This window comes from Actinocatenispora rupis (genome assembly GCF_016861975.1).
Taxonomy (GTDB): domain Bacteria; phylum Actinomycetota; class Actinomycetes; order Mycobacteriales; family Micromonosporaceae; genus Actinocatenispora; species Actinocatenispora rupis.
The window spans coordinates 227,539-250,040 of the sequence record NZ_BOMB01000001.1 but is presented as its reverse complement, the minus strand read 5'-3'; the positions used below and the strand labels follow the sequence as shown (position 1 = coordinate 250,040).

18 protein-coding genes are annotated in these 22,502 nt (G+C 73.2%); 5 read left to right on the top strand and 13 right to left on the bottom strand.

What is annotated here, in order from left to right; all coding sequences use genetic code 11:
* Position 1: 1 nt before the first annotated feature.
* On the bottom strand, positions 2-1,435 hold the full coding sequence (gene pyk, locus Aru02nite_RS01160; protein ID WP_275408567.1) for a pyruvate kinase: 1,434 nt from the start codon (positions 1,433-1,435) through the stop codon (positions 2-4).
* A 308-nt stretch (positions 1,436-1,743) separates the two neighbouring features.
* On the opposite strand from pyk, the gene Aru02nite_RS01155 reads away from it, so the two are divergent.
* Positions 1,744-2,043 carry a CD225/dispanin family protein gene (locus tag Aru02nite_RS01155; RefSeq protein ID WP_203654141.1) on the top strand — a complete coding sequence of 100 codons (300 nt, stop codon included), beginning with the start codon at positions 1,744-1,746 and terminating at the stop codon, positions 2,041-2,043.
* A gap of 385 nt (positions 2,044-2,428) precedes the next feature.
* Here the strand turns inward: Aru02nite_RS01155 and Aru02nite_RS01150 are convergent, their stop codons facing one another.
* The 3 genes from Aru02nite_RS01150 to Aru02nite_RS01140 form a co-directional block, all read right to left on the bottom strand.
* Positions 2,429-2,794 carry a UCP033725 family protein gene (locus Aru02nite_RS01150; RefSeq protein WP_239076260.1) on the bottom strand — a complete coding sequence of 122 codons (366 nt, stop codon included), beginning with the start codon at positions 2,792-2,794 and terminating at the stop codon, positions 2,429-2,431.
* A complete protein-coding gene (locus Aru02nite_RS01145; RefSeq protein ID WP_203654139.1) occupies positions 2,791-3,780 on the bottom strand; it encodes an SseB family protein in 990 nt (329 codons plus the stop codon). Before Aru02nite_RS01145 ends, Aru02nite_RS01150 begins: the two co-directional genes overlap by 4 nt.
* 151 nt (positions 3,781-3,931) lie before the next feature.
* Positions 3,932-5,194 carry an APC family permease gene (locus tag Aru02nite_RS01140; protein WP_203654137.1) on the bottom strand — a complete coding sequence of 421 codons (1,263 nt, stop codon included), beginning with the start codon at positions 5,192-5,194 and terminating at the stop codon, positions 3,932-3,934.
* 103 nt (positions 5,195-5,297) lie between these two features.
* On the opposite strand from Aru02nite_RS01140, the gene Aru02nite_RS01135 reads away from it, so the two are divergent.
* Positions 5,298-5,759 (top strand): Lrp/AsnC family transcriptional regulator, encoded by a 462-nt coding sequence (locus tag Aru02nite_RS01135; protein WP_203654135.1) that lies wholly within the window; start codon positions 5,298-5,300, stop codon positions 5,757-5,759.
* A 43-nt stretch (positions 5,760-5,802) separates the two neighbouring features.
* On the opposite strand, the gene Aru02nite_RS01130 is transcribed toward Aru02nite_RS01135, so the two are convergent.
* Positions 5,803-7,275, bottom strand: a complete 1,473-nt coding sequence (locus Aru02nite_RS01130) for a glutamate synthase subunit beta (RefSeq protein ID WP_203654133.1) — start codon at positions 7,273-7,275, stop codon at positions 5,803-5,805.
* Positions 7,268-11,848, bottom strand: a complete 4,581-nt coding sequence (gltB, locus tag Aru02nite_RS01125) for a glutamate synthase large subunit (protein ID WP_203654132.1) — start codon at positions 11,846-11,848, stop codon at positions 7,268-7,270. Before gltB ends, Aru02nite_RS01130 begins: the two co-directional genes overlap by 8 nt.
* 343 nt (positions 11,849-12,191) lie before the next feature.
* Here gltB and Aru02nite_RS01120 point away from each other — a divergent pair, with 343 nt between their 5' ends.
* Both Aru02nite_RS01120 and Aru02nite_RS01115 read left to right on the top strand, forming a co-directional pair.
* Positions 12,192-13,016, top strand: a complete 825-nt coding sequence (locus Aru02nite_RS01120) for a GNAT family N-acetyltransferase (RefSeq protein ID WP_203654131.1) — start codon at positions 12,192-12,194, stop codon at positions 13,014-13,016.
* 105 nt (positions 13,017-13,121) lie between these two features.
* Positions 13,122-14,294 carry a phospholipase D-like domain-containing protein gene (locus Aru02nite_RS01115; RefSeq protein WP_203654130.1) on the top strand — a complete coding sequence of 391 codons (1,173 nt, stop codon included), beginning with the start codon at positions 13,122-13,124 and terminating at the stop codon, positions 14,292-14,294.
* 28 nt (positions 14,295-14,322) lie between these two features.
* Here the strand turns inward: Aru02nite_RS01115 and Aru02nite_RS01110 are convergent, their stop codons facing one another.
* Entirely contained in the window at positions 14,323-15,153 is an 831-nt protein-coding gene (locus Aru02nite_RS01110; protein WP_203654129.1) for an LLM class flavin-dependent oxidoreductase, read from the bottom strand.
* A gap of 81 nt (positions 15,154-15,234) precedes the next feature.
* Entirely contained in the window at positions 15,235-16,332 is a 1,098-nt protein-coding gene (lgt, locus tag Aru02nite_RS01105; RefSeq protein ID WP_239076258.1) for a prolipoprotein diacylglyceryl transferase, read from the bottom strand.
* A 119-nt stretch (positions 16,333-16,451) separates the two neighbouring features.
* On the opposite strand from lgt, the gene Aru02nite_RS01100 reads away from it, so the two are divergent.
* On the top strand, positions 16,452-16,907 hold the full coding sequence (locus Aru02nite_RS01100; RefSeq protein WP_203654127.1) for an NUDIX hydrolase: 456 nt from the start codon (positions 16,452-16,454) through the stop codon (positions 16,905-16,907).
* Between the two features lie 16 nt (positions 16,908-16,923).
* On the opposite strand, the gene trpA is transcribed toward Aru02nite_RS01100, so the two are convergent.
* The 5 genes from trpA to Aru02nite_RS01075 form a co-directional block, all read right to left on the bottom strand.
* Complete coding sequence (trpA, locus tag Aru02nite_RS01095) at positions 16,924-17,742, bottom strand: tryptophan synthase subunit alpha (RefSeq protein ID WP_203654125.1); 819 nt, start codon at positions 17,740-17,742, stop codon at positions 16,924-16,926.
* On the bottom strand, positions 17,739-18,962 hold the full coding sequence (gene trpB / locus Aru02nite_RS01090) for a tryptophan synthase subunit beta (protein ID WP_203654123.1): 1,224 nt from the start codon (positions 18,960-18,962) through the stop codon (positions 17,739-17,741). The genes trpA and trpB overlap by 4 nt, the downstream gene beginning before the upstream one ends.
* 8 nt (positions 18,963-18,970) lie before the next feature.
* Entirely contained in the window at positions 18,971-19,774 is an 804-nt protein-coding gene (gene trpC / locus Aru02nite_RS01085; RefSeq protein WP_203654579.1) for an indole-3-glycerol phosphate synthase TrpC, read from the bottom strand.
* A 220-nt stretch (positions 19,775-19,994) separates the two neighbouring features.
* Complete coding sequence (locus Aru02nite_RS37520) at positions 19,995-20,915, bottom strand: Trp biosynthesis-associated membrane protein (RefSeq protein ID WP_203654121.1); 921 nt, start codon at positions 20,913-20,915, stop codon at positions 19,995-19,997.
* Positions 20,915-22,447, bottom strand: a complete 1,533-nt coding sequence (locus Aru02nite_RS01075) for an anthranilate synthase component I (protein WP_203654119.1) — start codon at positions 22,445-22,447, stop codon at positions 20,915-20,917. The genes Aru02nite_RS37520 and Aru02nite_RS01075 overlap by 1 nt, the downstream gene beginning before the upstream one ends.
* Positions 22,448-22,502 lie beyond the last annotated feature (55 nt).

Here is a 22,502-nt window from a genome sequence, read left to right as displayed (position 1 = left end):
GTCAGGCCGGGTCGGCGAGCGAGCCGAGGCGGTGCACCCGCAGCGTGTTCGTCGAACCCGGCGTACCGGCGGGGGTGCCCGCGACGATGACGACGGAGTCGCCGGCGCGGCCGTGCCCGAGGTCCTGCAGGGCGTGGTCGACCTGGCGGAACATGTCGTCCGTGTGGTGCACGAACGGCACCAGGAACGTCTCCACGCCCCAGCTCAGCGCGAGCTGCCGGCGCACCTTCTCCTCCGGCGTGAACGCCAGCAGCGGCAGCGGCGAGTGCAGCCGGGCGAGCCGCCGCACCGTGTCGCCGGTCTGGCTGAACGCCACCAGCGCCTTCGCGCCGATCACCCCGGCCGTGTGCGCCGCCGCGGCCGTGATCGCGCCGCCCTGCGTACGCGGGTCGTGCTGGAGACCGGGGCACGTGAACTCGCCCGACTCGGCGTACTCCACGATGCGGGCCATCGTCCGCACCGTCAGCACCGGGTACCGGCCGACGGACGTCTCGGCGGACAGCATCACCGCGTCCGCCCCGTCGAGTACGGCGTTGGCGACGTCGGACGTCTCCGCGCGGGTGGGCCGCGAGTTCTCGATCATCGAGTCGAGCATCTGGGTGGCGACGATGACCGGCTTCGCGTTCTCCCGGCACAGCTGCACCGCGTGCTTCTGCACCATCGGTACCCGCTCCAGCGGCAGCTCGACGCCCAGGTCGCCGCGCGCCACCATCAGCCCGTCGAACGCGTCGACGATCGCGTCGAGACGGTCCACCGCCTCCGGCTTCTCGATCTTCGCGATGATCGGGACGCGGTTGCCCAGCTCGTCCATGATCTCGTGCGCCGGCTTGATGTCGTCGGCCGACCGCACGAACGACAGCGCCACCAGGTCGACCCCGAGGCCCAGCGCGAACCGCAGGTCCTCGGCGTCCTTCTCGCTCAGCGCCGGGACGCTGATCGCCACGTTCGGCAGCGACAGGCCCTTGTTGTTGGAGACCGGGCCGCCCTCCACCACCAGGCAGGTGATGTCGTCACCGGTCACGTCGGTGACCTCCAGGGCCAGCTTGCCGTCGTCGACGAGCAGCCGGTCCCCGAAACGCACCTCCGCCGGAAGCTTCTTGTACGTCACCGACACCCGCGCGGCGGTGCCCTCGACGTCCTCGGCGGTGATGACGACCGTGTCGCCGGTGTTCCACTCAGCCTTGCCCTCGGCGAACGTGCCGAGGCGGATCTTCGGCCCCTGGAAGTCGGCGAGGATGCCGACCGCCCGCCCCGTGGCCGCGGCGGCCTCACGCACCATGTGGTACACGGCCTCGTGGTCGGCGTGGCTGCCGTGGCTGAAGTTCAGCCGGGCCACATCCATGCCCGCCTCGACCAGTCCCCGCATCCGCTCCGGCGTGGCGGTGGCCGGACCGATGGTACAAACGATCTTCGCTCGACGTGTCACGCCCGTCAGGCTATACCTGGCCGCGGCCGGGCTGTGGCGCCCGTCCCACCCTCTGCGAACAGCCCAAACGCCGTAACCTTGTGGACACCCGACAGCCACCGGAAATCCCTCGGCAACATCGCCGGTACGCCGAAGATCCCACCGCCCGACACCCCGACCTCCCGTGGATCACGGCCCGGTCACTGCCCCGCCGTACCCGGTCCGGCGCCGCATCCCGTCAACACGGCCCGTCGGCCACGAGCCGTCGTCGTACGGAATTGGCGGGACGAAGGAGGACGATCATCGCGGAACGGCATGGCTGGCGCACTCTCGGTACGATGACGCCCGACAACGGCACGGACCCGGGGCGGTGGCCGATGAGCGACGGTTTCGACGGCTACGCGCCACGCGGCGGCGACTCCCCCGGCCTCTGGCTCGGCCTCTCGATCGCCTCCACCGTCTGCTGCTGCCTGCCGTTCGGCATCGTGGGCATCGTGTTCTCCGCACTCGCGATGGGCGCCCGCGACCGCGGCGACGCGTACGAGTTCGAGCGGCAGATCGTCCGCGCCCGCGGCTGGACCATCGCGGCGATGGTGTGCGGCGTCATCCTCGCCGTCGTCTACTCCCTCGACCGCTGACAAGCGTGTTGGCCCCGTTGCGCCAAGTTCCTCCCCGGTACGGGCAAGGTCGGGAACGCCTGGGGAACTGCCCGCCACCGAGCGCCAGGCAGGCCGGAACGAGCACTACGGGTACGGGACCGTCGATCCGGGAGGCGTCGACGGCGAAGGTCGACCGGAACCCTCTCGGCGAGGTGGGCGGACCGTCCGCGCGGGCGTCGGCGTCCCGCGACCCGACACGCACCCTGGCCTCGACCGGTACCGGCGGCAGCGGTGGTGCCGTGCCGTGGATCGTCGGCGGCGTGGTCCTGGTCGGTGACGACGGGAGCGGTGCGAACGTCCGCGGCGGACCCAGGCGCGCTCCACCAGGACACGACGGTCCCGGCGACGAACGGCTCGTCGGGGGTCACGACAGGGCGGTCTCGTGGAGATCGAGGAGTTCCTGGCGAGTGGTCCAGATCTGGTAGACGCCCTTGTCGACGCGTTCCATGCCGAGGGACTCGGCGACGTCGGCGCGACCGCCGGTGTACTCGATGCGGATGTGGTCGCCGTGCTCGTAGAGCGCCTTGACGGGGACGCCGCGCCAGGTGCCGATGGTCGACACGTACGCACCGTTGACGTCCTCGTCGGTGACGTCGCGCTCGTACCGGCCGGGGGCGGTCTGGCGGAAGCCCTCGGCGGGGGCGTCGGTGTAGATGAGGAGGCGGGCGCCGTCGGTGTTGGCTGGGTAGATCTGGTCGCGCCAGACCAGGAACATGCCTTCGCGGATCACGCGGTACCTCCGGCGGGACGCTGCCAACGGGCGGCGGACGAGCTGTAGACAGCGACGAGGTCCTGACGGCCGTGCCGGTCGATGCGGTACATCTCGGCGCCGGAGGTCAGGCGGGTGCTGTCGACCTTCCATTCGGGGATGGGGATCGACGGATGCGGCGCGAACCCGTTGCCGGCGAACGGCGCGTGCTCGACGACCCAGCCCTTGTCTCCCCAGACGGGAAGGTGGCTGGCGTCGGTGCCGCCGAACGGGACGCGGAACACGCTGGCGACGACGGACCGCCACCGGATGACCCACACGTACTCGTCGTCGGGGTCGAACGGCGACCCCTCGTACGTCAGGCCGAGGCCGGTGACGATGTCGCGGACGGTGGCGAGCGGGGCGGCGTCGGCGGCCTTGTAGACGTAGCCGGCGACCAGGTCGTACCCGTCGTCGAGGTAGCGGCGCACCTGGTCGGGCGGCAGTACCTTCTGCATGACGCTGGGTGTGCCGTTGCCGGCGTCCGGGCCGGTGGCCGTGTCGGGGGCGACCTCGGTACGCATGGTCGGCTTCGTCGGGCGTTCGGCGGGTGACTCGACCGGCCGTGACGGTCGCTCGTCGCCGGCGGGCGCGGGCCCGAGCGCGGCGCGTACCTGGTCGACCGGGAAGATCGCGCCGACCGGCAGGTTCACGTCGACGCCGAGCTGCCAGGACGCGTCGGGCCACTGGTCGAGCAGGGTCGCCAGCGTGACCTTGCGGAACGTGGTGAACGCCCCGTCGGTCGCGGCGAGCATCGCCGTCCCCGACGTGTACGCGGCGAGCACCCGCGTGTCGCCGGACGGGAACGTGGCCCAGCGGAGGGCGTCCCCGCGTACCGCGGCGTCGGCGTCGATCGGCAGCAGCAGTTCGCCGTCGGCGAGCACGCGCAGGTAGCCGGCGACGTCGTGGGCCTCGACCGCGGCGGCCAGGGCCGCTTCCCGCTCGGTACCCGGGATCCAGTCGGTCATCGCTGTCCTGTCCGGTGTCGACGGTGTTGGCGTGTTCGGTGCGGTCGTGGTCGTCCGCGGCGCGCGCGCCGCTTCGGCCGTACCGGCGCCCCCTCGCCTGCGGGCAGCCTACCGACGATCCGCAATCGGCCGGGTGCCCGCGACGTACTCCTCAGCGCACCGGTCCGGCCGTGGAGGTGCGGCGGTCCGGGTGCGTTCGGCGGGCGCGTTTCGCGCGGTGGGCGTGGTGGAAGGCGGCGCCGGCGACCCCGACGACCACCGGGTACGCCAGCAGGGGGCCGGTGGCGGCGAGGACGGCGAGGGTGGCGGCGCCGCCGACGAGCGCGCCGTACCAGGTGGGGGTGCGGCGCGGGAGGAGGAGGGCGGCGGCGAGCATGCCGGCGGTGACGACGGCGGCGAGGCAGGCGGCGGTGGCGCGCAGCAGCGTGTCGAGCGGCAGCCGCAGGTACGCGTCGGCGCCGAGTACGGCGGCGGTGAGGACGGCGAGCAGGGTGAGGCTGCGCCGTGGCGTACCGGCGAGTGCGTGGGGCAGGGCGCCGTCGCGGGCGAGGGCGGCGCCGAGCCGGGCGGCGCTGGCCAGGTACGTGTTGATCGCGCCGAACGCCAGCAGTACGGCGGCGACGGCGGTGACGGGGCGGGCGGCGGGGCCGATGCCGTGCGCGAGCAGCACCGTCAACGGCACCGGCGTACGTCCGGCGGCGGGGCCGAGCACGGTCACCGTGACCAGGGCGAGACCGAGGTACAGGACGGTGACGGCGACGAGCGCCAGCGCGGTGACCCGGGGCAGGGTCCGCCGCGGGTCGCGGAACTCGGCGGACAGGTGCGTGCCGGCCTCCCAGCCGGCGAAGCCGAAGAACAGCACGCCGGCGGCGGACAGCACGGACCCGGCGCCGTGCGGGGCGAACGGGGTCAGGTTGGCGGCGCGGGCGTCCGGCGCGGCGACCGTCACGGCGACGACGAGCAGCGCGACGAGTACGGCGACCAGGGCGGTCTGGAGGGCGCCGGACAGCCGCAGCCCGAGCGCGTTCGCGGCGAACGCGGCGGCCAGCAGCAGCGCCGCGGTCGCCACCGTGCCCGGATACCCGCCGAGCCCGACGTACTGTGCGCCGACGACGGCGCCGGCCACCGTGCCGACCGGTACGACGAGGTAGAACCACCAGCCGACGGCGGCCGCGGCGCGCGGGCCGAGGGCGCGGCGGACGAAGCTGGCGACGCCCCCGCCGTCCGGGTACCGGGCGCCGAGCGCGGCGAACGCGGCGGCGATCGGGCCGCTGACCGCGAGCAGTCCGGCCCAGGACAGGATCGACGCCGGCCCGGCCGTACGGACCGCGAGGGCGGGCAGCGCAAGGACGCCGGGGCCGAGCACCGCGCCGACGTACATCGCGACGCCGGCGGGTGTGCCGAGCTTCGCCATCCGTTCCCCCTCGTCCGATCGACCGGCGGCAACGCTAGCCATCCGCCCGGACGTTTCCGGCGCGTACCGAACATCGTTCGGGGATGCTGGAAAGATCGTGGGCATGGACGAACGAGATTCGGCGCTGGTCGAGGAGTTGCAGCGCGATGCCCGGCAGACCAACCGCGAACTGGCCCGGCGCCTCGACATCGCCCCCTCGACCTGCCTGGAACGGGTCCGGTCGCTGCACGAGCGCGGCGTGATCCGCGGGTACCACGCGCAGGTGGACATGGCGGCGCTGAACCGCGGCGTGCAGGCGTTCGTGTCGGTGCAGATCCGGCCGCTGAGCCGGGCGGTGATCGACGGCTTCCAGGAGTTCGTGACGGGGCTGCCGCAGGTGGTGTCGGTGTTCGTGGTGGCGGGCGGCGACGACTTCCTGGTCCACGTGGCGGTGCAGGATCTCGAACACCTGCACGCGTTCCTGGTGGACCGGCTGAGCCGGCGGCGGGAGATCGTCAGCTACCGCAGCTCGGTCATCTACCAGCAGGCGCACAACACCGTACTGGCCGCGCTCCCCGACCGCTGAACGGTACGGGCCGGCCCGGTCGTCCCGGGCCGGCCCGTACGCGTCAGCGCGGGACGGCGAGCGGCTGCGCGTCGGCGGTGACCGGCGCGGGCAGGTCGCCCGGAACCCCCAGGTACCGGTGGATCGCGGCGGCGGCGGCGCGGCCCTCGGCGATGGCCCACACGATCAGCGAGGCGCCCCGGTGGGCGTCGCCGGCGGTGAACACGCCCTCGGCGGCGGTCTGCCAGTCGGCGCCGCAGTCCAGGGTGCCGCGCGGCGAGCGGGCCACGCCCAGCGAGTCGAGCAGCGGCGAGGGCTCGGTGCCCTCGAAGCCGATCGCCAGCAGGACCAGGTCGGCGGGCAGTTCCTGCTCGCTGCCGGGTACGGGGGTGACGACGCGGCGGCCGTCGACCCGGGTGACCTCGACCTTCTGGATCCGGATGGCGCGGACCCGGCCGGTGCCGTCGTCCACGAACTCCTCCGCGGCGGCAGCGAACTCGCGGGTGCCGCCCTCCTCGTGCGCCGGGTACACGCGCAGGATGGTCGGCCAGGTCGGCCACGGGTCGCGTTCGCCGGCGCGGGTCGCGGGCGGCTCCGGGTACAGGTCGAGCTGGGTGACGCTGGCGGCGCCCTGCCGGTGCGCGACGCCGAGGCAGTCGGCCGCGGTGTCGCCGCCGCCGATGATGACGACGTGCCTGCCCTCGGCGCTGATCGCCGGCGTCTGTCCACTGTGGACGGCGCGGTTCGAGGCGACCAGGTGCTCCATCGCCAGGTGTACGCCGGACAGGCCACGCCCGGTGGTGTCGGTGTCCCGGCCGGCCAGCGCGCCCGTCGCCAGCAACACCGCGTCGTACTCGGCGCGCAGCTGCTCGGCGGTCACGTCGACGCCGGCCTCGCAGCCGGTCACGAACCGTACGCCCTCGGCGGTGAGCTGGTCGAGCCGCCGGTCGATGTGCTCCTTCTCCAGCTTGAAGTCGGGGATGCCGAAGCGGAGCAGGCCACCGGGGCGCTCGTCCCGCTCGTACACGACGACCTCGTGGCCGGCGCGGGCAAGCTGCTGCGCGGCGGCCATCCCGGCCGGTCCGGATCCGACGACCGCGACGCGCTTGCCGGACGGCGCGGGCGACGGCTGCGGCGCGACCAGACCGTCGTCGTACGCCCGGTCGATGATCTGGACCTCGATCTGCTTGATGGTGACCGGATCGTCGGCGATGCCGAGGACGCAGGCCGCCTCGCAGGGTGCCGGGCACAGCCGCCCGGTGAACTCCGGGAAGTTGTTCGTGGCGTGCAGCTGCTCGATCGCCGCCGCGTGCGCCCCGGTACGGGTCAGCTCGTTCCACTCCGGGATCCGGTTGCCGAGCGGGCATCCGTTGTGGCAGAACGGAATCCCGCAGTCCATGCAGCGGGTCGCCTGCGCCTTCAGCGCGTCCTCGTCGTGGCTGGTGTACACCTCGCGCCAGTCGGAGATGCGCACCGGTACCGGTCGCTTCGGCGGCAGCGCCCGGCCGTGCTGGAGAAAGCCCCTCGCGTCAGGCACCTGCCACCTCCATGATCGCCGTGTCGACGTCGGCGCCGGACCGCTCGGCCGCGGCGATGGTCTCCAGGACCCGCTTGTAGTCGCGGGGCAGCACCTTCGTGAACTGTTCGACCGCGGCGGTCCAGTCGGCCAGCAGCTCGGCGGCGAGCGTCGAGCCGGTCTCCGCGTGGTGCGCGGAGACGAGCGCGTGCAGCCGCTGCTGGTCCGATGTGGACAGTGGCTCCAGGCCGACCAGTTCGCGGTTGACGAGCGCCGGGTCCAGGCGGAACACGTACGCGGTGCCGCCGGACATGCCGGCCGCGAAGTTGCGCCCGGTCCCGCCGAGCACCACCACCTCGCCGCCCGTCATGTACTCGCAGCCGTGGTCGCCGCAGCCGTCGACGACGGCGACCGCGCCGGAGTTGCGGACCGCGAAGCGTTCCCCGACCACGCCGTCGGCGTACAGCTCGCCGGCGGTGGCGCCGTACAGGACGGTGTTGCCGGCGATGATGTTGTCGCGCGGGTCGAACGGCGCCGCCGCGTCCGGCCGGATCACCAGCCGGCCGCCGGACAGGCCCTTGCCGACGTAGTCGTTGGCGTCGCCGAACAGCCGCAGCGTCACGCCCTTCGGCAGGAACGCGCCGAACGACTGCCCCGCCGTACCGGTGAAGGTGAAGGTGATCGAGCCGTCGTCCAGCCCGTCCGGGTACCGGCGGGTCAGCTCGGAGCCGAGCATGGTGCCGACGGCGCGGTCGGTGTTGCGGATCGGCAGGGTCGCCGACACCGGCTCCCGGGTGTCCAATGTGGACCGTGCCAGCTCGGTGAGCTTGACGTCGAGCACGGACTCCAGCCCGTGGTCCTGCTCCCGGGTACGGCGGCGGGCGCCGTCGCCGGCCGGCTCCGACGCCAGGATCGGCGACAGGTCCAGCCCGGACGCCTTCCAGTGGTCCACCGCCGGCGCCACGTCGAGCAGCTCGACCTGGCCGATCGCCTCGTCCAACGTACGGAAACCCAGCTGTGCCAGGTGTTCCCGGACCTCCTCCGCCAGGTACCGGAAGAAGGTCTCGACGAACTCGGGCGTGCCGGTGTACCGGGCGCGCAGCTCCGGGTTCTGGGTGGCGATGCCGACCGGGCAGGTGTCGAGGTGGCAGACGCGCATCATGACGCAGCCCTGCACGATCAGCGGCGCGGTCGCGAAACCGAACTCCTCGGCGCCGAGCAGCGCCGCGACCACCACGTCCCGGCCGGTCTTGAGCTGGCCGTCGACCTGGACGGTGACCCGGTCGCGGAGTCCGTTGCGCAGCAACGTCTGCTGCGCCTCGGCGAGGCCCAGCTCCCACGGGCCGCCGGCGTGCTTGAGCGAGTTGAGCGGCGAGGCGCCCGTCCCGCCGTCGTGGCCGGAGATGAGCACCACGTCGGCGTGCGCCTTCGCGACACCGGCGGCGACCGTACCGACGCCGACCTCGCTGACCAGCTTCACGTGGATGCGCGCGGCCGGGTTGGCGTTCTTCAGGTCGAAGATGAGCTGCGCCAGGTCCTCGATCGAGTAGATGTCGTGGTGCGGCGGAGGCGAGATCAGCCCGACGCCCGGCGTCGAGTGCCGGGTGCGCGCCACCCACGGCCACACCTTGTTGCCGGGCAGCTGGCCGCCCTCGCCGGGCTTCGCGCCCTGCGCCATCTTGATCTGGATGTCGTCCGCGTTCACCAGGTACTCGCTGGTCACGCCGAACCGGCCGGACGCGACCTGCTTCACCGCGCTGCGCCGTTCGGCGTCGTACAGCCGGTCGCGGTCCTCGCCGCCCTCGCCGGTGTTGGACTTGCCGCCCAGCCGGTTCATCGCGATCGCCAGGTCGGTGTGCGCCTCGGCGGAGATCGAGCCGTAGCTCATCGCGCCGGTCGCGAACCGCCGCACGATCGCCTCGACCGGCTCCACCTCCGACAGCGGCACCGGCGTACGACCGTTGGTACGGAAGGAGAACAGCCCGCGCAGCGAGCCGGACTCGGCGGCCAGCCCGTCCACCGCCGCGGTGTACTTGCGGAAGATGTCGTACTGCCGGGACCGGGTCGAGTGCTGGAGCAGGAACACCGTCTCCGGGTTGAACAGGTGCACCTCGCCCTCGCGCCGCCACTGGTACTCGCCGCCCACGTCGAGCACCCGGTGCGCCGCCTCCGCCGGGTTCCGCGGGTACGCGCGGTCGTGCCGCGCGGCCACCTCGGCGGCGATCTCCGCCAGGCCCACCCCGCCGATCCGCGACGTGGTACCGGTGAAGTAGCGCTGGACGAGCTTGTCGGCGAGCCCGATCGCCTCGAACACCTGCGCGCCGGTGTACGACGCGACGGTGGAGATGCCCATCTTGGACATGATCTTCAGGACGCCCTTGCCGAGGCCCTTCGCGTAGTTCGCGACGGCCTTCGCCGGCTCGATGCCGGTGATGGTGCCGGCCGCGATCAGGTCCTCGATCGTCTCGAACGCCAGGTACGGGTTGACCGCGGACGCGCCGTACCCGAGGAGCACGGCGACGTGGTGCACCTCGCGGCAGTCACCGGACTCCACCACCAACGACACCTGCGTACGGGTCTGCTCGCGCACCAGGTGCTGGTGTACGGCGGCGGTGAGCAGCAGCGACGGGATCGGCGCCAGGTCGGCGGTCGAGTCCCGGTCGGACAGCACCAGGATGCGGACCCCGTCCTCGATCGCCTCCGACACGTGCCGGCAGATCTGCGTGATGCGGGCCTTGATGCCCGCCGCGCCGTCGGCCACCCGGTACAGGCCGGAGACCCGGACCGCCTTGAAGCCCGGCATGTCGCCGTCCTCGTCGACGGACAGGATCTTCGCCAGCTCGTCGTTGTCCAGCACCGGGTGCGGCAGCACGATCTGCCGGCAGCTCGCCGGGGAGGCGTCGAGCAGGTTGTGCTCCGGCCCGATGGTGGTGGCGACGCTGGTGACCAGCTCCTCCCGGATCGCGTCCAGCGGCGGGTTGGTCACCTGCGCGAACAGCTGCGTGAAGTAGTCGTACAGCAGGCGGGGACGCTTCGACAGCACCGCGACCGGGGTGTCGGTGCCCATCGACCCCAACGGCTCGGCGCCCTTGGTCGCCATCGGCGCCAGCAGGATCTTCAGCTCCTCCTGGGTGTACCCGAAGGTCTGCTGGCGACGGGCGACGCTGTCGTGCGTGTAGACGATGTGCTCGCGGGCGGGCAGGTCCTCCAACCGCATCAGCCCGGCCGTCAACCACTCGTCGTACGGCTCGGCCGCGGCCAGCTCGCCCTTGATCTCGTCGTCGGTGACGATCCGGCCCGCGGCCGTGTCCACCAGGAACATCCGGCCCGGGGTGAGCCGGCCCTTCGCCACCACGGTCGCCGGGTCCAGGTCCAGGACGCCGGCCTCGGAGGCGAACACCACGGTGTCGTCGTCGGTACGCCACCAGCGCGCGGGACGCAGGCCGTTGCGGTCCAGTACCGCGCCGATGACGGTGCCGTCGGTGAACGACACGCACGCCGGCCCGTCCCACGGCTCCATCAGACACGCGTGGAACTGGTAGAACGCGCGGCGGGCGGCGTCCATCCGCGGGTCGTTCTCCCACGCCTCGGGGATCATCATCAGTACCGAGTGCGGCAGGCTGCGCCCGGCCAGGTGCAGGAGTTCCAGCACCTCGTCGAAGGTGGCGGAGTCGGAGGCCCCCGGCGTACAGATCGGGAAGAGGCGCTTGATGCGGCCCGGCAGCAGCGTCGAGGACAGCAGCGCCTCGCGGGCCGCCATCCAGTTGCGGTTGCCGCGGATCGTGTTGATCTCGCCGTTGTGCGCCACCAGCCGGAACGGGTGCGCCAGCGGCCACGACGGGAACGTGTTCGTCGAGAACCGGCTGTGCACCAGGGAGATCGCCGAGGTGACCCGCTCGTCGGACAGGTCGGCGAAGAACCGGCCCAGCTGCGGCGGCGTGAGCATGCCCTTGTAGACGATCGTCCGCGACGACAGGGACGGGAAGTACGCGGGCACGCCGCGCTCCCGCGTCTCCCGTTCGGTCTGCTTGCGCACGCAGTACGCGACGCGCTCCAGCGCCAGGCCGGACAGCGGCGTGCCGTCCGACATGTCGTGCGCGGCGAGGAACACCTGCCGGATCCGCGGCATCGCGCGCCGCGCCGTCTCCCCCAGCTCGCCCGGGTCGGTCGGTACGTCCCGCCAGCCGAGCACCTCGGCGCCCTCGGCCACCGCGTACTTGGCGACGATCCGCTCGGCGCGCGCCGCGTCCGCATCGTCCCCCGGCAGGAACACCAGCCCCGTCGCGTACCGGAGGCTGCCGTCGGGGGCGGCGGCGGGCAGCTCGCACCCGGCGACCGCGCGGCAGAACGCGTCGGGCACCTGGAGCAGGATGCCGGCGCCGTCACCGGTGTTGGGCTCCGCGCCGGCGGCGCCGCGATGCTCCATCCGGACCAGGGCGGACAGGCCGCGGGTGACGGTCCGGTGCGAGCGCCGGCCACGCGCGTCGACCACGAACGCGACACCGCAGGCGTCGTGCTCGTACGACGGGTCGTACAGGCCGGTGGCGGGGACGCCGGTCCCGGTCGCGGGGACACCGGTGGCGGGCAGCGTCATCGGGCCTCCAGGGTCGTGAGTACGCCGGGATGCCTGTGGCCGCCCGGCGGGAAAAATGCATGCTGAGGCGGGACGGCGTCGGCCCGATACGTGACATTGGAGTTTACGAGACCCCCCGGCGCGGACACCGGGTCACCTCTTCGTGAAAGATCTCACCACTCCCAGTTCCTCGAACGGTATCAACCGGGAGGCTCGAACGCCTGCCGAGCGCAGTGGAGATTGACACAGAGTACCGGTGGGCACGCCCGGTACCGGACCGTGCCGGCCCGTACGGCGCCGGGCGTCCGGATCCCGGAGCAGTGCCGTCGCGCGCGGGGCGTACCGCTGGCTAGGCTCACCGTTCGTGACCGACCTCGACACCGGCCTGCTCGCCACGCTGGAGACCTTCTACGACGCCGTACCCCGGGACCGGGCACGGGTGGAACGGATCGGCCCGTTCGACCTGTTCGTCCGGGACGGCGAGGGGCACCCGTTCTACGCCCGCCCCGCGCTCGGCACCCCCGCCGGTACGGCCGCCGACGTCGCCGCGGTCCGCGCCCGGCAACGCGAGCTGGGCGTACCGGAGGCGTTCGAGTGGGTGGACGAGACGACGCCGGGCCTGATCGGGCCGGCCGAGGAGGCGGGGCTCGCGGTACAGCGGGCGCCGCTGATGGTGCTGCCGGCGGGCGTGACGCCGGAGCCGGTCGCCGGGACCACGGTGCGGCTGCTCGACCCGGACGACCCGGGCTTCGCCGCGGACCTGGCCGCCTGGCACGCGGTCGGCGCGGTCGCCTTCGCCGCACACGGTACGGCGGTGGGCGAGGCCGGTACGGCCGAGCGGGACGCCGCGTACACACCGGTGTCGGCCGCGGCGCTGGCCGTCGAGGCGGACCTGATCCGCGCCGGCCGGCACGTCCGGGCGCTGGTCGACGGGCCGGACGGGCCGGTCGCGATCGGCACCGTACAGCGGGTCGGCGCGGTGGCCGAGGTCGCCGGCGTCGGTACGCTGCCGTCCGCGCGGCGCCGCGGCCTCGCCCGCGCGGTCACCACCCGGCTGGTCCGCGCGTCGCTGGCCGCCGGTACCGGACTGGTGTTCCTGGCCGCCGACTCGGCGGACGTGGCCCGCATCTACGCGCGGATCGGCTTCCGCCACACCGCCACGGCCTGCATCGCCGAACCCGCCGCCTGACCGGCCTGCGGTACCGCCGGTGCGCATGGCGCAACGGTGTGGTGCCCGGGCGGGTCGCGGCACCAGGCTGGTCCGCGCCCCGACACCTCCCGACGAGGAGTACCCATGCGCGGACGCGTGATCGCGGCGGCCGTACTGCTGGCCGCGCTCGTCCTGCCCGGCGCCGCCCCCGCCGCGGCACACCCCGACGACCACCATCCCCGACCGCACGCGGCGCCGATCGCCACCGGCGCCGTGTTCAACGACCCGTACGGTGACGCCGCGGCGCAGGACGCGGTGAAGGACCACATCCTCGGCGCCGTCGCGAACACCCAGCCCGGCCGGCTGATCCGGACCTCCATGTACGCGCTGACCGACCAGGACTACACCGACGCGCTGGTCGCCGCGCACGACCGCGGCGTGCAGATCCGCGTCGTCCTCGACGCGAAGTACAGCACCTCGGCGGCGGCGCAGAACCTGATCGCCGCGCTCGGCACCGACATGACCACCACCTCGTGGGTACGGGTGTGTCACCAGGGCGGCGCGTGCATCGCGTACGGCGGCGTGAATCCCATCAACCACAACAAGTTCTTCCTGTTCTCCCGGATCGGCGACCCGGGAGTGGCGGAGGACGTGGTCATCCAGGCGTCGGCGAACGCGACCGCGCTCAACACCGAGAAGTACTTCAACAACGCGTACACGGTGGTGGGCAACACCCCGCTCTACACCGCGTACGTGCAGTACTTCAACGACCTGGCCGCGATGGTCGGCAACAACGACTACTTCACCAGCGGCACGGTCGGCGCCGAGAAGTACTACTTCTTCCCGCAGGAGACCGGTGACGTCGTCGTCGACATCCTCGGCAACGTCGGGTGCACCGGCAACAGCACCGTCGGTACGCCCGGCGACCACCGCTCGATCGTCCGAGTCTCGGCGTACGCGCTGCACCGGGCGGGGGTGGCGGACGCGCTGGTTTCCCTTGCGGCGCAAGGATGTCGCGTCGATATCGTCTACACCGACAGCAACCAGGTCGCGACCCTCACCGGCCACGCGAACCTGACCCTGCGCCACCTCAAGACCGCCGACGGGTACCTGGTGCACTCCAAGTACTTCCTGGTCGAGGGCAACTACGCGGCCCACCCGGACACGAAGTGGGTGTGGACCGGCTCGCACAACCTCGACTTCTCCTCGCTGCGGGAGAACGACGAGGCGCTGCTGCGCATCGAGGGCGCCGCGGCGCACGACGCGTACCGGGCGAACTTCGCACGGTTGCAGGAGGTGGCCGTGCCGGTGTCCTGACTCCGGAGAGCGTGCGCGCGGCGGCGGCTCAGGTCAGCGCCGTCACGACCCGCTCGAACAGCCCCTGGTCCATGGCGAACTGCGTGTCCGGCACGGGCCAGTGCACGACCAGCTCGGTGACGCCCAGCTCCGCGTACCGGCCGGCCAGGTCGACGAAACCGGCCGGCGAGTCCGGCAGCGGGCCGAACCCGGTCAGTACCACGCGGTCCAGCCCGGCGGGGTCGCGGCCGGCGTCCGCGCAGGCCGCGGCCAGCCGGGCGATCTCGTCGGCCGGGTCGTCCGCGGTCGTCACCCAGCCGTCGCCGTACCGGGTGGCGAGGGCGAGGCCGCGCGGACCGGTCGCCGCCACGTACAGCGGGACGCGGGGACGCTGCACGCAGCCCGGCACCATCCGCGCCTCGTGGGCAGAGTAGTACCGGCCGGTGTCGGTGGTGGTGGGCTCCCGCAGCAGCCGGTCCAGCAGCGGCACGAACTCGGCGAACCGGTCGGCGCGCTCCCGCGGCGACCACGGCTCGGCGCCCAGCACCCGCGCGTCGAACCCGGTGCCGCCGGAGCCGACGCCGACGGTCAGCCGGCCGCCGGACACGTCGTCGACCGACATCAGATCCTTCGCCAGCGGTACCGGATGGCGGAAGTTCGGCGAGGTGACCATGGTGCCGAGCCGCAGCCGGCTGGTGACCGTGGCCGCCGCGGTCAGGGTCGGCACCGCACCGAACCACGTCCCGTCCCGGAACGGCTCCCGCCAGGACAGGTGGTCGTAGGTGTACGCCGCGTGGCAGCCCAGCTCCTCGGCCCGCCGCCACACGTCCGCCGCCACGGCCCACCGGTAGATGGGCAGGATGACAGTACTGACCCGCATGGCCACACGGTACGGCCCGCGCCCGCGCCGCACCGTCGATCATGGGGATCGTCACCCCGGTACGCCCAGCGGGCGTGACACCTAGCGGGCGTGCTTCTCCCGGTCCGCGGCGTCCGCGTCGGCACGGCCCGCGTCGGCGTCGGCAGGATCGGCGGCGGGCTCGTCGTCGGCACGGCCGGCTGCGGCAGGCTCGGCGGCGCGCTCGTCCGGCAGGTCGCCGGCGTCGTCGTCCCCGGAGCCGGGATCGTCCGTGCCGTCGTCCGGCCGGTCGTCCGCCCCCTCGACCTCGGTCTCCTCCGCCTGCACCCCGGTCGCCCCGGTACCAGCGGCGCCGGTGCCCTCCGGTACGACGGTGAGGTTGCCGTCGGAGTCGGTGACGAGGTCCTTGCGCGGCCCTCGGACGAGCAGGAAGTACGCGGCGGCGCCCAGGAACACCAGGATGCTGACCCAGTCGTTGACCCGCAGACCCAGGAACTCGTTGGCGTGGTCGATGCGCATCATCTCGGTGAAGAACCGCCCGAAGACGTAGAGCATCACGTACAGCGCGAAGCCCCGGCCGCGGCCGAACCGGTACCGCCGGTCGAGCCGCCACACCACCAGCGCCACCAGCAGATCCCAGACGCTCTCGTACAGGAACGTCGGCTGGTACGTCGCGTACTGGTCCATGCCGAGCGGTCGGTGCGCCGGGTCGATCTCCACCGCCCACGGCAGTGACGTGGGCCGACCGTACAACTCCTGGTTGAACCAGTTGCCCCAGCGGCCGACCGCCTGCGCGACCGGCAGCCCCGGCGCCAGCGCGTCGGCGACCATGGTCAACGGGATGCCGCGGCGGCGGCAGGCGATCCACGCGCCGAGCGCGCCGCCGGCCACCGCACCCCAGATGCCGAGCCCGCCGTTCCAGATCTTGAAGATGCCGACCCAGTCCTTGCCGGCCGCGAAGTACAGCTCCGGGTCGGTGATCACGTGGTAGATCCGCGCCCCGACGATCCCGAACGGCACCGCCCACACCGCGATGTCCAGCACCGTCCATGCCGGCGCGCCCCGCGCCCGCAGCCGCGTCTCGGTGATCCAGCAGGCGAGCACGATGCCGATGACGATGCACACCGCGTACGCCCGGAGCGGGAGCGGGCCGAGTTGCAGCACACCCGTCGACGGACTCGGGATGGAGGCAAGGTTCACAGTTGCCCAACGTACCGGCTGGGCGGCGGACGCTCGCCCCCGCCCACCCGGCACGTACCGACCGGAACCGAACCGCGACCAACGGGCCGCGGTGCACCATTCCGGCCTACCATCCGGAAATGGACTCCCTCACCTCCGCGGTCGCGGCGGTCGTCACCGACCCGGGCGGCCGCGTCCTGCTGTGTCAACAGAGCCAGGGGCACCGGCTGTGGGGCCTGCCCAGCGGGCGGATCCAGCGCTGCGAACATCCGGCGCACGCGGTGACCCGGGACCTACAGGCGGCGACCGGGCTGCACGTCGACGTCGTCGACCTCGTCGGGCTCTACCGGCTCACGGGCCCCGCCGACGACGCCGACGGTCCGCTGCCCGACGTGGTCGTGCACGTGTTCCGGGCCCGGATCGTCGGCGGCGAGGCGTCGGTCAACGCGCCCGACATGATCCGCCGGATCGGCTGGTACGACCCGGTCGACCTACCCGAGCCGCGCACCCCCACCGTCCGCCGGGTACTCGCGGACGCCACCGCCGGCCGCTCCGGCGTCGTCGCCGACGTGCACCGGCACGCCGCACCGGCCTGAACCGGGGCGCGCCGGATCAGCGTCGTACGCCGGCGGCCAGGTCGGCGGTCAGGTCGCGCAGCGCGGCGCGGCCCGTGGCCGGCTCCACGTCGAGCAGGCAGCGCACCAGCGCACTGCCGACGATCACACCGTCGGCGAAGCCGGCCACCTCGGCGGCCTGCGCACCGTTGCTGACGCCCAACCCCACACCCACCGGTACGGAGTCGGGTCCGGCCGCGGCGCGCACCCGGGCGACGAGCGCCGGTGCCGCGTCGCTGGTCTCGGCCCGGGCACCGGTCACGCCCATCACGCTCGTCGCGTACACGAAGCCGCGGCAGGCGGCGGTCGTCTCCGCGATGCGCCGGTCGGTGGAACTCGGCGCCACCAGGAACACCCGGTCCAACCCGTACTCGTCGGACGCGGCCAGCCAGTCGTCCGCCTCGTCGGGGATCAGGTCCGGCGTGATCAGCCCGGCACCGCCCGCCGACGCCAGATCCCGCGCGAACGACGCGGCACCCTGCCGCTCCACCAGGTTCCAGTACGTCATGACCAGCGTCGGCACCCCGGTCGCCGCGACCGCCTCGACGGTTCGGAACACGTCCGCGACCCGGAACCCGGCCGCCAGCGCCTGCTCGCTCGCCCGCTGGATGACCGGCCCGTCCATCACCGGATCCGAGTACGGCAGGCCGATCTCGATGACGTCGACGCCCGCGTCGGCCATCACCCGGCAGGCCTCGATCGCGCCGTCCACCGACGGGAACCCGGCCGGCAGGTAGCCGACGAGCGTCCCGCGGCCCTCCGCCCGCGCCTTGCCGAACGCGACGGACGCGCTCTGCGCCGACGACTCGCCGCTCATGACTGCACCGCTCCCTCGTCGAGCACGTCGAACCAGGTGCCGGCGGTCTGCACGTCCTTGTCGCCGCGGCCCGACAGGTTCACCACGATGACCGGCTCCCGGCCCAGCTCCGCCGCCAGCGCCGGCGCGATCCGCAGCGCACCCGCCACCGCGTGCGCGCTCTCGATCGCCGGGATGATCCCCTCCGTACGGCACAGCAGCCCGAACGCGGCCATCGCCTCGGCGTCCGTCACCGGCTCGTACGTCGCGCGCCCGGTGTCGTGCAGCCACGCGTGCTCCGGCCCGACCGACGGGTAGTCCAGCCCCGCGGAGATCGAGTACGACTCGATGGTCTGGCCGTCCTCGTCCTGCAGCAGGTACGACCGGGCGCCGTGCAGCACGCCCACCGCACCCACCGACATCCGGGACGCGTGGCGGCCGGACTCGACGCCCTTGCCGCCCGCCTCGAACCCGTACAGCCGGACGTCGGGGTCCGGCTCGAACGCGTGGAACAGGCCGATGGCGTTGGACCCGCCGCCCACGCACGCCGCGACCGCGTCCGGCAGCCGGCCGACCGTCTCCAGCGACTGCGCCCGCGCCTCGCGCCCGATGCCCGCCACGAACTCACGCACCATCGCCGGGAACGGGTGCGGCCCCGCCGCCGTACCGAGCAGGTAGTGGGTGTCGTCGACGTTGGCGACCCAGTCGCGCAGCGCCTCGTTGATCGCGTCCTTCAGGGTGCGGCTGCCGGTGGTCACCGGGATCACCTCGGCGCCCAGCAGCCGCATGCGCGCCACGTTCAGCGCCTGGCGCTGCGTGTCCACCTCACCCATGTACACGACACAGTCGAGGTCCAGGTACGCGCAGGCCGTCGCGGTCGCCACGCCGTGCTGGCCGGCGCCCGTCTCCGCGATGACCCGCCGCTTGCCCATCCGCTTCACCAGCAACGCCTGACCCAGTACGTTGCGGATCTTGTGCGCGCCGGTGTGGTTCAGGTCCTCGCGCTTCAGCAGGATGCGGGCACCCGCCTCCGCGGACAGCCGACGCGCCTCGTACAGCGGGCTCGGGACGTTCGCGTACTCCCGGAGCATGGCGTCGAACTCGGCGGCGAACGCCGGATCGTCCATGGCCTTACGGAACTCGGTCTCCACCTCGTCGAGCGCCGCGACCAGCGCCTCCGGGATGAACCGACCACCGAACCGACCGAAGTGACCGGACTCGTCGGGACCAGTGGACTGCATCGTGCTCCTTACCGGGCGGGACGCGGTGTCGCGGGGTGCGAACCGGCGGTGACCAGCTCGGCCACCGCCTCCCGCGGGCTCTTCTTCGTGACCAGACCCTCGCCGACCAGGACGGCGTCCGCGCCGGCCGACGCGTACCGGATGAGGTCGTGGGTGCCGCGCACGCCGGACTCGGCCACCTTCACCACGCCCGACGGCAAACCCGGCGCGATCCGCTCGAACACCGACGGGTCGACCTCCAGCGTGCGCAGGTCGCGGGCGTTGACACCGATCACCTTCGCGCCGGCCTCCAGCGCCCGGTCCGCCTCGGTCTCGTCGTGCACCTCGACCAGCGCGGTCATGCCCAGCGACTCGGCCCGCTCCAGCAGGCCGACCAGCGCGTTCTGCTCCAGGGCGGCAACGATCAGCAGGATCAGGTCGGCGCCGTGCGCCCGCGCCTCGTGCACCTGGTAGCTGGAGACCACGAAGTCCTTACGCAGCACCGGAACCTGCACCGCGGCCCGCACCGCGACCAGGTCGTCGATGCTGCCGCCGAAGAACCGCCGCTCGGTCAGCACGCTGACACAACGCGCCCCACCGATCGCGTACTCACTGGCCAGGTCGGCCGGGTCGGGGATCTCGGCGAGCTGCCCCTTCGACGGGGACGACCGCTTCACCTCCGCGATCACGCCCACCCCCGGCGCGCGCAGCGACGCGAACGCGTCCAGCGGCGGCGGCGCGGCGGCGGCCAGTGCCTTGATCTCGTCCAGCGGCACCTGCTGCTCGCGCCGGTGCACGTCCTCGCGGACTCCGGCGAGGATCTCGTCCAGCACGTTGCCGGCGGGCGCCCCCGGGGAAACCGGCCGCTGTCTCGCGTCTGCGTCCACCGCGGACTCCCCTCGTCGGCTCTGTCCGGCACCGCCGGCCGTACTCAGCGACCCACGGGGCCGGCGGGCCAGCCCGGCGGGTCCTGGGCCGATGTTATGCGGCTCGGTCGATGCCGCCCCGACCGGGGTGTCGGCAGGTTCACAGGGTGGATGTCACAGCCGGTGGTCAGCGGTTCGTCGGGTCGTCACCGGCGTCCAGCGCGTCCCACACCTTCGACGGGTCGTCGTCGGCGTCCACCCGACGGGGCGGTCCCGCCGGCCGTTCGTACCGGGAGCCCATGGTCGGCCAGGACCTGCCGCGGCGTACGGCCAGGTAGCCGACCACGGCCACGAGCAGGCCGCCGACCAGCGCGGTGATCGCCCAACCCGGCCCGGTGGCACCCGGATCGCCGGCCGCCGCGTTCAGCCCGTACCCGGCGCCCGCGGCCACCCCGAGACCCGCCAGTACCAGCAGGATCCCCACCAGCAGCCGGCCGATCCGCCGGGTGGCGACCAGCGCACCGGCACCCGCCAACGAGATCAGCGCCAGCGCCGGCACCACCGGAACGAAGTCCGCCCCGGTACGCGCGGTCCGTACCGGTTCCAGCGGTGCCGGGCGCGGCGTCACGTCCACCGCCCAGCTCTTCGACGACGCGTACAGCGCGAGGGCGGCGCCCGCCGTGCACAGCAGTACGGCGAGCACGAGCTGGCCCCGGGTGGACCGCCGCGCCGACCCCACCTGCCCGGTACCACCAGCGGCGCCGCTGCCCTCCGCGTCGCCGCCACCTTCCGCGTCGCCGCCACCTTCCGCGTCGCCGCTACCGGACGCGCTTTCCCTTGCGGTACCGGCCTTTCCGGTCGACGCGTCGTTTCCACTCGACGCACCGTTTCCACCCGACGCAGCGGGGTCGGTCGACGCATCGTCCCCGGGCGGCGCGCCGTCTCCGGTCGACGCACCGTCTCCGGGCGACGCGACGTTTCCACCCGACGCACCGGGCCCGGTCGACGCAGCGTCCCCGGGCGGCGCAGCGTCCACTGTGGGCGCGGCGGGGTCGGCCGGTACGGCGGTCGGATCGGTACCGGGGCGGTCGGTGTCGGGGTCGGGCATCAGCGGGCCTGCCGCAGGGTCTCGGCGGACGCGATGGCGGCGAGGACCGCGGCGGACTTGTTGCGGGTCTCGGTGTCCTCGGCGTCGGGGTCGGAGTCGGCCACGATGCCGCCGCCGGCCTGCACGTACGCCCGGCCGTCGCGGATCAGCGCGGTACGGATGGCGATGGCCATGTCCAGGTCGCCGGCGAAGTCGAGGTAGCCGACGGTGCCGCCGTACAGGCCGCGCCGGACCGGTTCGAGTTCCTCGATGATCTCCATCGCGCGGACCTTCGGCGCGCCGGACAGCGTGCCCGCCGGGAACGTGGCGCGCAGGGCGTCGAACGCGGTGCGCCCCTCGGCCAGCTCGCCGACGACGGTGGACACGATGTGCATGACGTGGCTGTACCGCTCGACGGTGAAGAACTCGGGCACCTCGACCGTGCCGGGCACGCACACCCGGCCGAGGTCGTTGCGGGCCAGGTCGACGAGCATCACGTGCTCGGCGCGTTCCTTCGGGTCGGTGAGCAGTTCCTCGGCGAGGCGGCGCTCCTCCTCGGGCGTACCGCCGCGGGGGCGGGTGCCGGCGATCGGGTGCATCAGCGCCCGCCGCCCGGTGACCTTGACGTGCACCTCCGGGCTGGACCCGACGATGTCGAAGGCCTCGTGCCCGCCCGCGCCGTCGACGCCCCCGAACCGCACCAGGTACATGTACGGCGACGGGTTCGTGGCCCGCAGCACCCGGTACACGTCGAGCGGGTCGGCAGCGGTGTCCATCTCGAACCGTTGCGACGGCACGATCTGGAAGCACTCCCCCGCCCTGATCGCCTCCTTCGCCGACTCCACCGCCTTCTGGTACCCACCGGCCGGCGTACGCCCCGCCAAGTGCACCGGCGGGACCTTCTCCACCGTCGACACCATCGGCGGGGTGGGCCGGGTCAGCGCCGTGGTCATCGCGTCCAACCGCCCCACCGCCTGGTGGTACCCCGCGGACAGCTCGGCCGGCCCCGCGTCCGGCGGCAGGACGGCGTTGGCGATGAGCAGCACCGAGCCGTCCACGTGGTCGAGTACGGCGAGGTCGGTGGCGAGCAGGAAGCCCAGGTCGGGGAAGCCCAGCTCGTCGGCGGCCAGCTCGGGCAGCTTCTCGAACCGGCGGACCACGTCGTACGCGAAGAAGCCGACGAGACCGCCGGTCAGCGGCGGCAGGCCCGCGACGGGCGGCGAGGACAGCGCGTCGACCGTACCGGTGAGCACCTCCAACGGATCCCCGTCCACGGGTACGCCGGCCGGCGGCTCGCCCAGCCAGCGTGCGGCGCCGTCGACGACCGTGAGGGTGGCGGCGCTGCGTACCCCGACGAACGAGTAACGCGACCAGGTCCCGGCCGCCTCCGCCGACTCCAGCAGGAACGTGCCGGGGCCGCCGGCGAGCTTGCGGTACACCCCGATCGGGGTCTCGCAGTCGGCCAGCAGCCGGCGCGTCACCGGTACCACCCGGCGCTTGGCGGCCAGCTCGGCGAACGTGGTCTCGTCCGGGCTCACGGCTCCGGTCGTCACCGGATGCTCCCTTCGGCGGGGTCGGTCCGCTCGGCGGCGGCCTGGTCGTACACGG

Coding starts and splice junctions, on each gene's coding strand:
- Aru02nite_RS01155 (WP_203654141.1), top strand. CDS start 1,744: ATGACGCCCGACAACGGCACGGACCCGGGGCGGTGGCCGATGAGCGAC.
- Aru02nite_RS01145 (WP_203654139.1), bottom strand. CDS start 3,780: ATGACCGACTGGATCCCGGGTACCGAGCGGGAAGCGGCCCTGGCCGCC.
- Aru02nite_RS01140 (WP_203654137.1), bottom strand. CDS start 5,194: ATGGCGAAGCTCGGCACACCCGCCGGCGTCGCGATGTACGTCGGCGCG.
- Aru02nite_RS01135 (WP_203654135.1), top strand. CDS start 5,298: ATGGACGAACGAGATTCGGCGCTGGTCGAGGAGTTGCAGCGCGATGCC.
- gltB (WP_203654132.1), bottom strand. CDS start 11,848: ATGACGCTGCCCGCCACCGGTGTCCCCGCGACCGGGACCGGCGTCCCC.
- Aru02nite_RS01115 (WP_203654130.1), top strand. CDS start 13,122: ATGCGCGGACGCGTGATCGCGGCGGCCGTACTGCTGGCCGCGCTCGTC.
- Aru02nite_RS01110 (WP_203654129.1), bottom strand. CDS start 15,153: ATGCGGGTCAGTACTGTCATCCTGCCCATCTACCGGTGGGCCGTGGCG.
- Aru02nite_RS01100 (WP_203654127.1), top strand. CDS start 16,452: ATGGACTCCCTCACCTCCGCGGTCGCGGCGGTCGTCACCGACCCGGGC.
- trpA (WP_203654125.1), bottom strand. CDS start 17,742: ATGAGCGGCGAGTCGTCGGCGCAGAGCGCGTCCGTCGCGTTCGGCAAG.
- trpB (WP_203654123.1), bottom strand. CDS start 18,962: ATGCAGTCCACTGGTCCCGACGAGTCCGGTCACTTCGGTCGGTTCGGT.
- Aru02nite_RS37520 (WP_203654121.1), bottom strand. CDS start 20,915: ATGCCCGACCCCGACACCGACCGCCCCGGTACCGATCCGACCGCCGTA.